Here is a 14780-nt window from a genome sequence, read left to right as displayed (position 1 = left end):
TGCACATATGTTCGCGCTTTTATTACACTCCCTTTATCATCAGACAGGGAGCTTTTTCATGGCCGCTTTTCCGCACAATTTCTTATGGGGTGCCGCTACCGCAGCGTATCAGGTTGAGGGAGGACACGACGCCGACGGTAAAGGACCGTCAATCTGGGATATCTACTCTCATCTGCCGGGTACCACCTTTGAAGGCACCACCGGCGATATTGCCGTCGACCACTATCACCGTTTTCGCGAAGACGTGGCGTTAATGGCCGAGATGGGCCTGCAAAGCTATCGATTCTCCATCTCCTGGCCCCGCCTGCTGCCCGCCGGGCGCGGTAAGGTGAATGAAGCGGGAGTCCAGTTTTACAGCGATCTGATCGACGAACTGCTGGCGCACAATATTGAGCCGATGATCACCCTCTATCACTGGGATCTGCCGCAGGCCCTGCAGGATGAGGGCGGCTGGGAAGCGCGCACTACCGCCGAGGCCTTCGCCGAGTACGCCCGCCTGTGCTATGCGCGCTTTGGTTCACGGGTGAAGCTGTGGGCTACCTTCAACGAAACCATTGTCTTCATTGGGCACGGCTACATTAACGGCCTCCATCCCCCGGCGGTCCGCGATCCGGCGCGCGCCATTCAGGCCTGCCACCACGTATTTATCGCCCATGCGCTGGCGGTGAAGGCCTTTCGCGAGATGGCTGTGGCCGGCGAGATTGGCTTCGTCAACGTACTGCAACCGCATACCCCGCTCACCGACAGCGAGGCGGACATTAAGGCCACCGAACTGGCTGACGCCATCCATACTCACTGGCTGTACGATCCGGTGCTGAAAGGCACCTATCCTGCCGACCTGCTGGCGCAGACCCAGGCGCTGTGGGGGGTACCTCGCTTTGCTCCAGGCGACGACGCGCTGCTCCGTGACAACCGCTGCGACTTTATCGGTCTGAATTACTATCGCCGGGAAACGGTATCTGCCCAGCCGCCTGAGATCGCTACCGGCGGCGAGCCTGGCGTGGAGGGATTATTCTATTTCGTGCGTAATCCCCAGAGTACATATACCGAATGGGGCTGGGAAATCTGGCCGCAGGGGCTAACTGACGGCATTATGATGATTAAGGCGCGCTATGGCGATATTCCGATATATATCACCGAGAATGGCCTCGGCGCGAAGGACCCGATTATTGACGGGGAAGTGGTCGACGACCCGCGGATTGATTATCTCAGCAGCCATATTGGCGCCCTCGAAAAAGCGCTGGCGCTGGGGGCAGATGTGCGCGGCTATTACCCCTGGTCATTTATCGATCTGCTGAGCTGGCTCAACGGCTACCAAAAGCAATATGGTTTTGTCTATGTCGATCACCAGCAAAATCTGGCGCGGAAACGAAAGAAGAGTTTTTATTGGTACAAATCTGTTATTGCCAGTCACGGCGAACAGCGTTAATCTTCTCTTGCGGGCGCCATTCGGCGCCCGGTCTGATTTTAGAATATTCTTAAACTTCTCCCTGCTCTTCAAGGCTGGCTTTGCCCCTTGTCATGGGTTTATATAACCTGATTCATTCCACGCGGCCCCAGCAGAAGGCGCCGTTGGTTGAGAGTAGGTTTAGTGAATGCTGATAATATTCAACGCAATAATTCCGATTATAAAATGGATACGAAAATGACCGTGCTGGACTACTTATTAAAATTTCGCAAAATCAGTTCGCTGGAAAGCCTTGAAAAACTATTTGATCACCTTAACTACTCCCTGACTGACACCCAGGAGATCGTGAATATGTATCGCGCCGCCGATCATCGTCGCGCAGAGCTGGTCTCCGGTGGTAAATTGTTCGATGTAGGCCAGGTTCCTAAATCCGTTTGGCGATTCGTGCAGTAAGGCTGTCATCCTTCACGCCAGTTGCTTATACTTCCCGGCCTGATTTTATTCACTGGCGTTGAATAGGGGAGAAACATGACGTCTCAATCTGCAGAGCGCATCGGCGGATGGCTGCTGGCTCCGCTGGCCTGGTTGCTGGTGGCGCTGCTGAGCGCCTCGTTATCGCTGCTGTTTTTTGCCAATGCGCTGATGTCGCCGCAGACCTATACCCTACTGCGCGCCATGAGCGCGGGCCATATGGCGCTGTGGGTCGCCTCGCTGCTGTTTGCCCTCGCCATGTGGTATTACACGCTCTGGCTGACTATCGCCTTTTTCAAGCGGCGCTCGGTGGTGCCGAAACACTACATTATCTGGCTGCTCATCACCCTGCTGCTGGCGATAAAGGCTTTTGCCTTCTCGCCGGTCTCGGATGTGCTTGCCCTGCGTCAGCTGCTGTTTCCGCTGCTGGCCGCTGCGCTGCTGGCGCCCTATTTTCGCCGTTCGCAGCGGGTAAAACGGACTTTTGTTAATCCGTAATACCCCCACACTTAACCTGTTGTCGCTGGTATCGTTTTATTCGATAATAAGCGGCTTTTTTTCGTTTCAGGTCGCATGATGGCTGATTATTTACTGCTCTTTATTGGTACAGTCCTGGTCAATAACTTCGTTCTGGTGAAGTTTCTTGGTCTGTGCCCGTTTATGGGGGTTTCCAAAAAGCTGGAAACCGCAATGGGGATGGGGCTCGCTACCACCTTCGTGATGACCCTGGCCTCTATTTGCGCCTGGCTGATTGATACCTGGATCCTTATCCCGCTAAATTTGGTTTATTTGCGTACCCTGGCCTTTATTCTGGTTATCGCCGTGGTGGTTCAGTTTACTGAGATGGTGGTGCGTAAAACCAGCCCGGCGCTCTATCGCCTGCTGGGGATCTTTCTACCGCTGATCACCACCAACTGTGCCGTACTCGGGGTAGCGCTGCTGAATATTAATCTGGGCCACAATTTCCTGCAGTCGGCGCTGTACGGCTTTGCCGCCGCCGTCGGCTTCTCGCTGGTAATGGTGCTGTTCGCGGCGATCCGTGAACGCCTGGTGGTGGCCGATGTCCCCGCGCCGTTTCGCGGTAATGCCATCGCGCTGATTACCGCCGGTTTAATGTCTCTGGCCTTCATGGGCTTTAGTGGTTTGGTGAAGTTGTAATGAGCGCAGTCTGGATAGCCGTGATCGCCATCAGCCTGTTAGGGCTGATTTTCGGCTTAATACTGGGATACGCCTCGCGTCGTTTCGCGGTGCAGGACGACCCGGTGGTGGAAAAAATTGATGAGCTATTGCCGCAGAGCCAGTGTGGGCAGTGCGGGTACCCTGGGTGTCGCCCCTATGCGGAAGCAGTCGGCGTGCAGGGTGAGAAAATAAACCGCTGCGCGCCGGGTGGCGAAGCGGTGATGTTAAAAATCGCCGCCTTGCTGAACGTCGACCCGCAGCCTGTCGACGGCGACGCACAGGAAGCGGAGCCGGCCCGCATGCTCGCGGTAATTGACGAGCCGAACTGCATTGGCTGTACCAAGTGTATCCAGGCCTGTCCGGTGGATGCCATCGTTGGGGCGACCCGCGCCATGCATACCGTGATGAGCGACCTGTGCACCGGCTGCAATTTGTGCGTCGCCCCCTGCCCGACCCAGTGCATTTCACTCGTTCCGGTGGCCACCACCCCGGAGACCTGGAAATGGGATCTGCATACGATCCCGGTGCGAAATATTCCTGTGGAACAACATGTTTAAGCTATTTTCCGCTTTCCGAAAAGACAAGGTCTGGGATTTCAACGGCGGTATTCACCCGCCTGAAATGAAAACCCAGTCTAACGGCACCCCGCTGCGTCAGGTTTCCCTGCCGCAGCGCTTTGTTATCCCGTTGAAGCAGCACATTGGCGCCGAGGGCGAACTGTGCGTTAAAGTGGGCGACCGGGTGCTGCGCGGCCAGCCGCTGACCCGCGGCTGGGGAAGAATGCTGCCCGTTCACGCCCCGACTTCCGGCACCATTGCCGCCATCGCTCCGCACACTACCGCGCACCCGTCGGCGCTGGCGGAGATGAGCGTGATCATTGACGCCGACGGCGAAGACCGCTGGATCGAGCGCGATGGCTGGAGCGACTATCAGACCCGCACGCGTGAAGCGCTGATCGAGCGTATCCACCAGTTTGGCGTTGCTGGCCTCGGCGGCGCAGGCTTCCCCACCGGCAGTAAACTGCGCGGTGGCGGAGATAAAATTAAAACGCTAATCATTAACGCCGCCGAGTGCGAGCCCTATATCACGGCGGATGACCGCCTGATGCAGGACTGCGCGGCGCAGATTGTCGAGGGTATCCGCATCCTCGCTCATATACTGCAGCCTGAAGAAGTGCTGATCGGCATTGAAGACAATAAGCCGCAGGCCATCTCAATGCTGCGGGCGGTGCTCTGCGACGCCCATGGCATTTCGCTGCGCGTGATCCCCACCAAATATCCCTCCGGTGGCGCCAAGCAGCTCACCCAAATTCTCACCGGCAAACAGGTACCGCACGGCGGTCGTTCATCGGACATTGGCGTGCTGATGCAGAACGTCGGTACGGCTTATGCGGTGAAACGCGCGGTGATTGACGGTGAGCCGTTAACCGAGCGCGTGGTCACCCTCACCGGCGAAGCGGTAACCAGACCGGGCAATGTCTGGGCGCGTCTTGGCACGCCGGTGCGCCATCTATTGAACGATGCCGGCTTCTGCCCCAGCGCCGAGCCAATGGTGATCATGGGCGGCCCGCTGATGGGCTTTACCCTGCCGTGGCTCGACGTCCCGGTGGTGAAGATCACCAACTGTTTGCTGGCGCCTTCCGCCAGCGAGATGGGCGAACCGCAGGAAGAGAAAGGCTGCATTCGCTGCAGCGCCTGCGCTGACGCCTGCCCGGCCGATCTGCTGCCGCAGCAGCTGTACTGGTTCAGCAAAGGTCAGCAGCACGATAAAGCCACTGCCCATAATCTGGCGGACTGCATCGAGTGCGGCGCCTGCGCGTGGGTATGTCCAAGTAATATTCCGCTGGTGCAGTACTTCCGTCAGGAAAAGGCCGAGATCGCGGCGATTCGTCAGGAAGAGCAGCGCGCTGCGGAAGCCAAAGCCCGATTCGAGGCCCGACAGGCGCGCCTGGAGCGTGAGAAAGCCGCGCGCGCCGAGCGGCATAAAAAAGCCGCCGTTCAGCCTGCCGCCAAAGATCAGGAGGCGATTAGCGCCGCCCTGGCCCGGGTACGGGATAAACAGCGCGATGCCGCGCAGCCGATCGTGATCCAGGCCGGCGCCAAACCTGACAACAGCGAGGCGATTGCCGCCCGCGAAGCGCGTAAGGCTGAGGCCCGGGCGCGCAAAGCGCAGCAGCAGGCCGCGCCGATGGTAGCCCCGGCCGCCGAACCGGTCGATCCGCGCAAGGCGGCGGTGGAAGCCGCTATCGCCCGCGCCAAAGCGCGTAAAGCCGAACAGCAGGCCGCGCCGGTGGACGCCCCGGCCGCCGAACCGGTCGACCCGCGCAAGGCGGCGGTGGAAGCCGCTATCGCCCGCGCTAAAGCGCGTAAAGCCGAACAGCAGGCCGCGCCGGTGGAAGCCCCGGCCGTCAAACCGGTCGACCCGCGCAAGGCGGCGGTGGAAGCCGCTATCGCCCGCGCCAAAGCGCGTAAAGCCGAACAGCAGGCCGCGCCGGTGGACGCCCCGGCCGCCGAACCGGTCGACCCGCGCAAGGCGGCGGTGGAAGCCGCCATCGCCCGCGCCAAAGCGCGTAAAGCCGAACAGCAGGCCGCGCCGGTGGACGCCCCGACCGCCGAACCGGTCGACCCGCGCAAGGCGGCGGTGGAAGCCGCCATCGCCCGCGCTAAAGCGCGTAAAGCCGAACAGCAGGCCGCACAACAGGATCTCGCGTCAGCCGCAGCCAATGACGACCCGCGCAAAGCGGCCGTCGCCGCGGCTATCGCCCGCGTTCAGGCGCGTAAAGCAACACAGCAGGCAGTTAACGAGGAATAAATGGTTTTCAGAATCGCAAGCTCCCCCTATACCCATAACCAGCGGCAGACCTCGCGTATTATGCTGCTGGTGCTGCTCGCCGCTGTGCCTGGCATTGTGGTCCAGACCTGGTTTTTCGGCTGGGGCACCGTACTGCAGATTGTCCTCGCCGCCCTGACGGCCTGGGCGACCGAAGCCGCTATTCTCAAACTGCGTAAACAGCCTGTTGCTGCCACGCTGAAAGATAATTCCGCCCTGCTCACCGGCCTGCTGCTGGCGGTGAGTATTCCGCCACTGGCCCCGTGGTGGATGGTGGTGCTCGGCACTGCCTTTGCCGTAGTCATTGCCAAGCAGTTGTACGGAGGCCTGGGCCATAACCCCTTCAACCCGGCAATGATCGGCTATGTCGTGCTGCTGATTTCGTTCCCGGTGCAGATGACCTCCTGGCTGCCTTCCTATGAGATAGCCGCCCATATCCCGGCATTCAGCGACGCGCTGCAGATGATCTTCACCGGTCATACCGCCGCCGGAGGCGACATGGCCAGTCTGCGGCTGGGTATCGACGGCGTCAGCCAGGCCACCCCGCTGGATACCTTTAAAACCTCCCTGCATGCCGGACATAGCGTTCAGCAGGTGCTGCAATTGCCGGTCTACGGCGGCGTGCTGGCAGGTCTGGGCTGGCAGTGGGTGAATATCGCCTGGCTGGCAGGCGGCCTTTTCCTGCTGTGGCAGAAGGCGATCCGCTGGCATATCCCGGTCAGCTTCCTTGTTAGCCTCGGCCTGTGCGCCACCCTCGGCTGGATTTTTTCGCCGCAGAGCCTGGCCTCACCGCAGATGCATTTGCTCTCCGGGGCGACCATGCTTGGCGCCTTCTTTATCCTGACCGATCCGGTGACGGCCTCAACAACCAACCGCGGCCGTCTGATCTTTGGCGCCCTCGCTGGCCTGCTGGTCTGGCTCATCCGCAGCTTCGGTGGTTATCCGGACGGCGTGGCGTTTGCCGTTCTGCTGGCGAATATTACCGTGCCGCTGATCGATTACTACACGCGCCCGCGCGTATATGGCCACCGTTGAGAGAGCAATGATGTTAAAAACGATGCGTAAACACGGCGTCACGCTGGCGCTGTTTGCCGCCGGTTCCACCGGGCTGACGGCGGCGATCAATGAGCTGACCAAAAGCACCATCGACCAGCAGGCGGCCCTGCAGCAAAAGGCGTTATTCGACCAGGTTTTACCTGCCGACCGCTATAATAACGATCTGCTTAAGAGCTGCTATCTGGTCAGCGCCCCGGCGCTGGGCAAAGGCCAGCATAAAGTGTGGATCGCCAAAAATAACGATCGACCGATCGGCGCGGTGATGGAAGCCACCGCGCCGGACGGCTACTCCGGAGCAATACAGCTGCTGGTTGCCGCCGATTTTAGCGGCACGGTCCTCGGCACCCGCGTAACTGAGCATCATGAAACGCCGGGCCTGGGTGATAAAATCGAACTTCGCCTGTCGGACTGGATTACCCATTTTGCCGGGAAAGTCGTCCACGGCCAGGGCGATAGCCACTGGGCGGTCAAAAAGGATGGCGGCGATTTTGACCAGTTCACCGGCGCCACCATCACCCCCCGGGCGGTGGTCAATGCCGTTAAGCGCGCAGGCTTATATGCACAAACGCTGCCTGCGCAACTTCCTGAATTCACCGCCTGTGGAGAATAACCATGAGCGAAGTTAAAGACGTCATCGTCCAGGGCCTGTGGAAAAATAACTCCGCCCTGGTTCAGCTGTTAGGTATGTGTCCTCTGCTGGCGGTCACCTCGACCGCCACCAACGCCCTCGGGCTGGGTTTGGCCACCACCCTGGTGTTAACCCTGACCAACCTGACCATCTCCAGCCTGCGCCGCTGGACGCCGGCGGAGATCCGGATCCCCATCTACGTAATGATTATCGCCTCGGTGGTGAGCGTCGTGCAGATGCTGATCAACGCCTATGCCTTCGGCCTCTATCAGTCGCTGGGGATTTTCATCCCGCTTATCGTGACCAACTGCATCGTGGTCGGCCGCGCCGAAGCCTTTGCCGCCAAAAAAGGGCCAGCGCTGTCGGCACTGGACGGTTTCTCGATCGGCATGGGCGCTACCTGCGCGATGTTTGTGCTGGGCTCCCTGCGCGAGATCCTTGGCAACGGCACCCTGTTTGACGGCGCCGACAGTCTGCTTGGCAGCTGGGCGAAGGTTCTGCGCATCGAGGTTTTCCACACCGACACCCCTTTCCTGCTGGCTATGCTGCCGCCAGGCGCCTTTATTGGCCTCGGCATGATGCTGGCGATTAAATACCTTATCGATGAACGTAGCAAACAGCGGAAGGCGCAAGCGGCCCGGGCCGTCTCTGTCGCCCCGTCCGACGTGACAGGGAAAGCATAATATGAACAAAGCCAAACGCCTGGCGATCCTTACCAGGCTGCGGGAAAACGATCCCCACCCCACTACCGAACTGCATTTCAGTTCGCCATTCGAGCTGCTGATTGCCGTCCTGCTTTCTGCACAGGCCACCGACGTAAGCGTCAACAAAGCGACAGCCAAACTCTATCCGGTGGCCAATACGCCCGCAGCGATGCTGGCCCTGGGGGTGGATGGGGTAAAATCGTATATCAAGACTATCGGCCTGTTTAACAGCAAAGCGGAAAATGTCATTAAAACCTGCCGCATCCTGTTGGAGCAGCACAATGGCGAGGTGCCGGAAGACAGAGCAGCGCTGGAGGCGCTACCCGGCGTGGGCCGTAAAACCGCCAACGTGGTGCTGAATACCGCCTTTGGCTGGCCGACCATCGCCGTGGACACGCACATCTTCCGCGTCTGCAATCGGACGCAGTTCGCCCCGGGCAAGAATGTTGAACAGGTGGAAGAGAAGCTTCTGAAGGTGGTCCCCGCCGAGTTTAAGGTCGACTGCCATCACTGGCTGATCCTGCATGGGCGTTATACCTGTATTGCCCGCAAGCCGCGCTGCGGCTCCTGCCTGATTGAAGATCTTTGCGAATACAAAGATAAAGTCTACGCCTGACTGTCTCGTCTCTATTGCGGTCATAGCTTAACTCTGGGTTATGGCCCGCATTCATCTATTTCACCGGCTATTAACACCACATAATCATCATGATTATGGATGATTATCCGGTTATATAACAAACAACTAGTTCATTCATTTTTTATCAGCGCAAAATTTCTATGCATTTGTGATCCAGATCATGCTCGCAACTTTATGTTGAATGAATGTTACTGGAATGGAAATAAATGTCAGGCAATACAACGGATGAGTAAAGATTGTCAGGATAATGACCCATGATTTTTTAAGATAATGGACCATATCACTATGCTTACGCCAGATCAGTAGAATATATCGCCTTTTCCCGGCAAACCGGCGAACCCGAAAGATAAAAATACCAACGATATCGAAACGGTAAAATTTAACGCTGTATAACATTCATATGTCCGGAGCATTATACCACCCTGATTATGTGTAACAGATTATTACAAAAGCCTTGCCTGATGCGCCAGGATAGTGAACATTACTTGCCGTTTTCCCTCCAAGAATAACTATAAAGGCGGCGGTCCAACGAGATTGCGCCCCGAACACCCCCCAGTAAATATGGGATGTAAAAAAAGAGGTATATGTGTCTACTGCAAACAATAAACCAGCAGAAAGCGTGAGTCTGAACGCTTTCAAACAACCACGCGCGTTCTATCTCATTTTCTCGATCGAGTTGTGGGAGCGTTTTGGTTACTACGGCCTGCAAGGGATCATGGCCGTTTACCTGGTAAAACAGCTGGGTATGTCGGAAGCGGATTCCATTACTCTGTTCTCCTCCTTTAGCGCGCTGGTTTATGGCCTCGTCGCCATTGGCGGCTGGCTGGGTGATAAAGTGCTGGGTACCAAGCGTGTCATCATGCTGGGCGCTATCGTGCTGGCGATTGGCTATGCGCTGGTGGCCTGGTCCGGCCATGACGCCGCTATCGTCTATATGGGTATGGCGACCATCGCCGTCGGTAACGGCCTGTTTAAAGCCAACCCGTCCTCCCTGCTTTCTACCTGCTATGACAAAAACGACCCACGTCTGGACGGTGCATTTACCATGTACTACATGTCCATCAACATCGGTTCGTTCTTCTCTATGCTGGCAACCCCGTGGCTGGCCGCACGTTTTGGCTGGAGCGTAGCGTTTGCCCTCAGCGTGGTGGGGATGGTGATCACCATTATTAACTTCGCCTTCTGTCAGAAATGGGTTAAACAGTACGGCTCTAAACCGGACTTTGCCCCGGTACACATGGGTAAACTGCTGGCGACCATCGCTGGCGTGGTGGTGCTGGTCGCTATCGCCACCTGGCTGCTGCACAACCAGGGTATCGCACGTATGGTGCTGGGCGTCGTCGCACTGGGTATCGTCGTGATTTTCGCCAAAGAAACCATAGGCCTGAAAGGCGCTCCGCGTCGTAAAATGATCGTCGCTTTCCTGCTGATGGTAGAAGCGATTGTCTTCTTCGTGTTGTACAGCCAGATGCCGACCTCGCTGAACTTCTTCGCCATCCGTAACGTGGAGCACTCGATCCTCGGTCTCGCCTTTGAACCGGAACAGTATCAGGCGCTGAACCCGTTCTGGATCATGATTGGTAGCCCGATTCTGGCCGCCATCTACAACAAGATGGGCGACCGCCTGCCGATGCCGCACAAATTTGCTATCGGTATGGTACTGTGCTCTGGCGCATTCCTCGTCCTGCCTTTAGGGGCGAAGTTCGCCAGCGACGCCGGTATCGTCTCGGTCAACTGGCTGATTCTGAGCTACGCGCTGCAGTCTATCGGTGAACTGATGATTTCCGGCCTCGGCCTGGCGATGGTCGCTCAGCTGGTTCCTCAGCGTCTGATGGGCTTCATCATGGGCAGCTGGTTCCTCACCACGGCAGGCGCGGCGATCATCGCTGGGAAAATCGCTAACCTGATGGCAGTCCCGGAGAATGTCACCGATCCGCTGGTGTCGCTGGAAGTCTACGGTCACGTATTCCTGCAGATTGGTATCGTCACCGCGGTTATCGCCGCCCTGATGCTGCTGACCGCGCCGAAACTGAATCGTATGACTCAGGACGACAGCGCGGACATTAAAGCACGCGAAACCGCGGCTGCCTGACGCCGCAGGGAAAACTAATTATTTTTAAGCCGCTAACGTTAGTTTAGCGGCTTTTTTTTTACCCCTGGCAGGACTAACATACAGAAAACTGCAGCCACGAGGAGTCACGCATGAAACTGTTCTACAAACCCGGCGCCTGTTCCCTTGCCTCGCATATTGCCCTGCGCGAAAGCGGTCTGGATTTTACCCTGCAGAGCGTGGATCTGGCCCAAAAACGGCTGGAAAACGGGGAAGACTATCTGCTGATCAACCCGAAAGGTCAGGTGCCGGCGCTGCTGCTGGATGATGATATCCTGCTCACTGAGGGCGTAGCCATCATGCAGTACATCGCAGACCAGGTGCCGGATCGTCATCTGCTGGCGCCGGTGGGCTCGATCGCGCGCTATCAGACTCTCGAATGGCTGAACTATGTGGCCACCGAGCTGCATAAAAGCTTTACCCCCCTGTTCCGCCCGGATACCCCGGAGGACTATAAGCCTGTCGCGCGGGGGCTGCTTGAGAAAAAGCTGCAATACGTTGATGCAGCGCTGGCAGACAAACAGTGGCTGACCGGCCATCGCTTCACCATTGCCGATGGTTATCTGTTTACGGTGCTGCGCTGGGCCTATGCTATAAAACTGGATATGGCTGCCTATGGTCATATCGGCAGCTGGATGACGCAGGTGGCAGCGCGTCCGGCGGTGGCGGCCGCACTGGCGGCTGAAGGCTTAAAATAAGGCCTGAACCTGCCCGGCGGAACGTCGGGCAGGCCCTGGGAGTTACAGCCGGGTGGCGCTGAAGCAGTGCTCCGGTACGGCGATGCGATCCTGCGCCGCTACTACCTGTAGTTCGTATTCCTGCATATTTTTGGTGGCGAGCATAATCTCGTACACCGCGGCGGTGACGTGTTCCAGCGCATCGCGCAGACTTGCCCCCTGCAGCAATTTAACCAACAGCAGACCGCTGGTCACATCGCCGACGCCCACCGGCTGACGCAGGCCGAAATCCACCAGCGGCCGACTAATATGCCAGGCTTCTTCGGCCGTCACCAACAGCATCTCAAAACGATCCATACTCAGACCCGCACGGGCAAGATGCTTAACTAATACCACTTCCGGCCCCTGGGCAATCAGCTCCCGCGCGGCGGCCACTGCCTCGCTGACGCTGGCGACCGGATGACCGCACAGGATCTCCAGCTCAACCAGATTCGGGGCAATAATATCGCTGGCCGGCAGCGCATAGCGCACGTGGAACTCCGCCACGCCCGGCGCGACGATGCAGCCCTTCTCCGGGTGACCCATCACTGGATCGCAAAAATATTTCGCCGCCGGATTGGCCGCCTTAACCTGACGCACGATACCGAGGATATGCTCTCCCTGCTCAGCGGAGCCAAGATAGCCGCTCAGTACCGCATCGCAGGTCTGCAGCTTGTCGATATCGGCAATGCCCTGAACGATCTCCGTCAAATGCGAAGGCGGCATGACGCAGCCGGTCCATTTGCCGTACTGCGTATGGTTAGAGAACTGTACGGTATTCAGGGGCCAGACATTGGCGCCCAGACGGCGCATCGGAAATTCGGCGGCACTGTTGCCGGCATGGCCAAACACAACGTGAGACTGAATGGCGAGGATGTTCTTCATTTTCTTACCACAACCCTAAAAAGAAAAAGGGCGTGGTTTCCCACGCCCTGGCAGTATTTTTTTATTTCCAGCAGACCAGGCAGTAATTTTTCTTACCGCGACGCAGCAAGGTGTAGCGGCCAAACAGGCGATCGCTGTCGGCGAAAACATATTCCGGGTCGGCCTGTTTTTCGCCGTTGATGGTCACCGCGTTAGAGGCAACGGTTTTACGCGCCTGACCGCGGGACGGCTGCAGCTCGGAATCAACCAGCGCCTGCAGCAGATCGGCGCCTTTTTCCATTTCGATCATCGGCACGCCATCCTGGGCCAGCTGTTCGAAGTCTGCTTCGCTCAGGTCGCTCAGGTTACCGTTGAACAGGCTTTCGGTAATGCGCTTCGCCGCTTCCAGGCCTTCTTCGCCGTGGACAAGGCGCGTCACCTGCTCTGCCAGCACGTACTGGGCGCGCGGCGCTTTACCGCTGTTTTTGTCTTCTTCTTCCAGGGCATTGATCTCCACAATGTCCATAAAGGTGAAGAATTTGAGGAAGCGATAGACATCAGCATCCGCGGTGTTGATCCAGAACTGGTAGAATTTGTACGGACTGGTTTTCTTCGGATCCAGCCACACGGCGCCGCCTTCGGTTTTACCGAATTTGGTGCCGTCCGCTTTGGTGATCAGCGGTACGGTCAGGCCAAACACCTGGTTCTGATGCAGACGACGGGTCAGATCGATGCCGGAGGTGATGTTGCCCCACTGGTCAGAGCCGCCAATCTGCAGCGCCACGCCGTGCAGCTTGTTCAGGCAGGCAAAGTCGTAACCCTGCAGCAGATTGTAAGAGAACTCGGTAAAGGAGATACCCTGATCGTCACGATTCAGACGCTGCTTCACCGCTTCTTTGTTGATCATCTGGTTAACAGAGAAGTGTTTACCGATATCGCGCAGGAAGGTCAGCACGTTCATGCTGCCAAACCAGTCATAGTTATTCGCCGCGATCGCCGAGTTGTCGCCGCAGTCAAAATCAAGGAACGGAGCCACCTGTTTGCGGATTTTATCCACCCACTCCTGCACGGTATCCTCGGTGTTTAGTTTACGCTCAGCGGCTTTGAAGCTTGGGTCGCCAATCAGACCGGTTGCGCCGCCCACCAGCGCCACAGGTTTATGACCTGCCTGCTGGAAGCGTTTCAGGCATAACAATGGAACAAGATGCCCCAAATGCAAGCTGTCAGCGGTAGGATCGAAGCCGCAATAGAGCGCGATCGGGCCTTGCGCCAGTCGCTCTGCTAACGCTTCCTCGTCCGTCACCTGGGCTACCAGCCCCCGCTCTTGCAATTGTTTAATCAAGTTACTGCTTGCCATCAAATTCTCCATGTATAAACGACTGCACCTCTGCCGGTACACGACTTTTCGCCAGATGCGAAAAGTACATAGAATAAAGCGCCGGCCCTTTCAGCGCCAGCGCTTCGATAACTAATTTCGGCGTTTACGGCGCCAGACGGTCTATTTTCCAGGCGCCGCTATCGCGCTGGTATAAAAAGCGATCGTGCAGACGGTGTTCTCCCCCCTGCCAGAACTCCATCTGCTCAATGCTGACGCGGAATCCGCCCCAGAAGCTCGGCAACGGCACTTCACCCTGCTGGAACTTCTGCTTCAGCTCGAGGAATTTGCTTTCGAGGATGCCGCGGGCTGAGATCCGGCTCGACTGCTTCGAGACCCAGGCGCCAATCTGGCTGTCGCGCGGACGGCTGTGGAAATATTTGACCACTTCCAGCGTCGACAGACGCTCCGCTTTGCCGATTACCATCACCTGGCGCTCCAGCATATGCCACGGGAAAAGCAGGCTGACCTGCGGGTTGTTTTCAATTTGATGCGCTTTGCGGCTGCCGAGGTTGGTATAAAACACCAACCCTTTTTCGTCGTAGTGCTTCAGCAACACAATGCGCTGGTAGGGCTGGCCGCGCTCATCGACGGTGGCAACCACCATGGCCGTCGGGTCGGCAAGTTTCGCATCGCAGGCCTGACGCAGCCAGCGTTCAAACAGCGGCAGGGGTTCAGCAGGAAGATCGTGGCGACGCAAACCGCCACGGGTGTATTCACGGCGCAAATGCGCAATTTGCTGGAGTTCGTCGTTATCAGACATGGCCATTGAGGATGTAGTCATAAGGTGGCGTTATTGTGCG

General features: G+C 57.6%; 15 protein-coding genes. 12 read left to right on the top strand and 3 right to left on the bottom strand.

The features are described 5' to 3' along the window. The first annotated feature begins 58 nt into the window (after positions 1 to 58). From LPQ25_RS11745 to gstA, 12 genes are all read left to right on the top strand, one after another. Positions 59 to 1429 carry a GH1 family beta-glucosidase gene (locus LPQ25_RS11745; RefSeq protein WP_004180160.1) on the top strand — a complete coding sequence of 457 codons (1371 nt, stop codon included), beginning with the start codon at positions 59 to 61 and terminating at the stop codon, positions 1427 to 1429. Between the two features lie 216 nt (positions 1430 to 1645). Beyond that, positions 1646 to 1861: a transcription modulator YdgT gene (gene ydgT, locus LPQ25_RS11740; RefSeq protein ID WP_002907652.1), complete on the top strand. Its 216-nt coding sequence runs from the start codon at positions 1646 to 1648 to the stop codon at positions 1859 to 1861. A gap of 75 nt (positions 1862 to 1936) precedes the next feature. Further along, on the top strand, positions 1937 to 2377 hold the full coding sequence (locus tag LPQ25_RS11735) for a DUF2569 domain-containing protein (RefSeq protein ID WP_002907654.1): 441 nt from the start codon (positions 1937 to 1939) through the stop codon (positions 2375 to 2377). Between the two features lie 78 nt (positions 2378 to 2455). After that, complete coding sequence (gene rsxA / locus LPQ25_RS11730; RefSeq protein ID WP_002907658.1) at positions 2456 to 3037, top strand: electron transport complex subunit RsxA; 582 nt, start codon at positions 2456 to 2458, stop codon at positions 3035 to 3037. Continuing rightward, complete coding sequence (rsxB, locus tag LPQ25_RS11725; protein WP_004143816.1) at positions 3037 to 3615, top strand: electron transport complex subunit RsxB; 579 nt, start codon at positions 3037 to 3039, stop codon at positions 3613 to 3615. The genes rsxA and rsxB overlap by 1 nt, the downstream gene beginning before the upstream one ends. Next, complete coding sequence (gene rsxC, locus LPQ25_RS11720) at positions 3608 to 5869, top strand: electron transport complex subunit RsxC (protein ID WP_015874858.1); 2262 nt, start codon at positions 3608 to 3610, stop codon at positions 5867 to 5869. The genes rsxB and rsxC overlap by 8 nt, the downstream gene beginning before the upstream one ends. Next, positions 5870 to 6922 (top strand): electron transport complex subunit RsxD, encoded by a 1053-nt coding sequence (gene rsxD, locus LPQ25_RS11715; RefSeq protein WP_002907730.1) that lies wholly within the window; start codon positions 5870 to 5872, stop codon positions 6920 to 6922. 10 nt (positions 6923 to 6932) lie between these two features. After that, complete coding sequence (rsxG, locus tag LPQ25_RS11710; RefSeq protein WP_015874859.1) at positions 6933 to 7553, top strand: electron transport complex subunit RsxG; 621 nt, start codon at positions 6933 to 6935, stop codon at positions 7551 to 7553. Positions 7554 to 7555: 2 nt separating this feature from the next. Then, the gene (locus tag LPQ25_RS11705; RefSeq protein WP_002907733.1) at positions 7556 to 8254 is read left to right on the top strand and encodes an electron transport complex subunit E; all 699 of its coding nucleotides are present in this window, start codon (positions 7556 to 7558) and stop codon (positions 8252 to 8254) included. A gap of 1 nt (position 8255) precedes the next feature. After that, positions 8256 to 8891 (top strand): endonuclease III, encoded by a 636-nt coding sequence (gene nth / locus LPQ25_RS11700; protein ID WP_002907734.1) that lies wholly within the window; start codon positions 8256 to 8258, stop codon positions 8889 to 8891. Between the two features lie 607 nt (positions 8892 to 9498). Beyond that, positions 9499 to 11004, top strand: coding sequence for a dipeptide/tripeptide permease DtpA (gene dtpA / locus LPQ25_RS11695; RefSeq protein WP_004151206.1), 1506 nt, complete (start codon positions 9499 to 9501; stop codon positions 11002 to 11004). Positions 11005 to 11114: 110 nt separating this feature from the next. Beyond that, positions 11115 to 11720: a glutathione transferase GstA gene (gstA, locus tag LPQ25_RS11690; RefSeq protein WP_002907736.1), complete on the top strand. Its 606-nt coding sequence runs from the start codon at positions 11115 to 11117 to the stop codon at positions 11718 to 11720. Positions 11721 to 11762: 42 nt separating this feature from the next. On the opposite strand, the gene pdxY is transcribed toward gstA, so the two are convergent. The 3 genes from pdxY to pdxH form a co-directional block, all read right to left on the bottom strand. After that, positions 11763 to 12623: a pyridoxal kinase PdxY gene (gene pdxY / locus LPQ25_RS11685; protein WP_002907739.1), complete on the bottom strand. Its 861-nt coding sequence runs from the start codon at positions 12621 to 12623 to the stop codon at positions 11763 to 11765. 61 nt (positions 12624 to 12684) lie between these two features. Beyond that, on the bottom strand, positions 12685 to 13959 hold the full coding sequence (gene tyrS / locus LPQ25_RS11680; protein WP_014907489.1) for a tyrosine--tRNA ligase: 1275 nt from the start codon (positions 13957 to 13959) through the stop codon (positions 12685 to 12687). A gap of 124 nt (positions 13960 to 14083) precedes the next feature. After that, positions 14084 to 14740 (bottom strand): pyridoxamine 5'-phosphate oxidase, encoded by a 657-nt coding sequence (gene pdxH, locus LPQ25_RS11675; protein WP_002907742.1) that lies wholly within the window; start codon positions 14738 to 14740, stop codon positions 14084 to 14086. Positions 14741 to 14780: the final 40 nt, after the last annotated feature.

The sequence above is a fragment of the Klebsiella sp. KPN54798 genome (assembly GCF_021184225.1).
Lineage (GTDB): Bacteria > Pseudomonadota > Gammaproteobacteria > Enterobacterales > Enterobacteriaceae > Klebsiella > Klebsiella pneumoniae.
The sequence above is the reverse complement of the archived record's forward strand: the minus strand, read 5'-3'. Positions and strand labels throughout refer to the sequence as shown.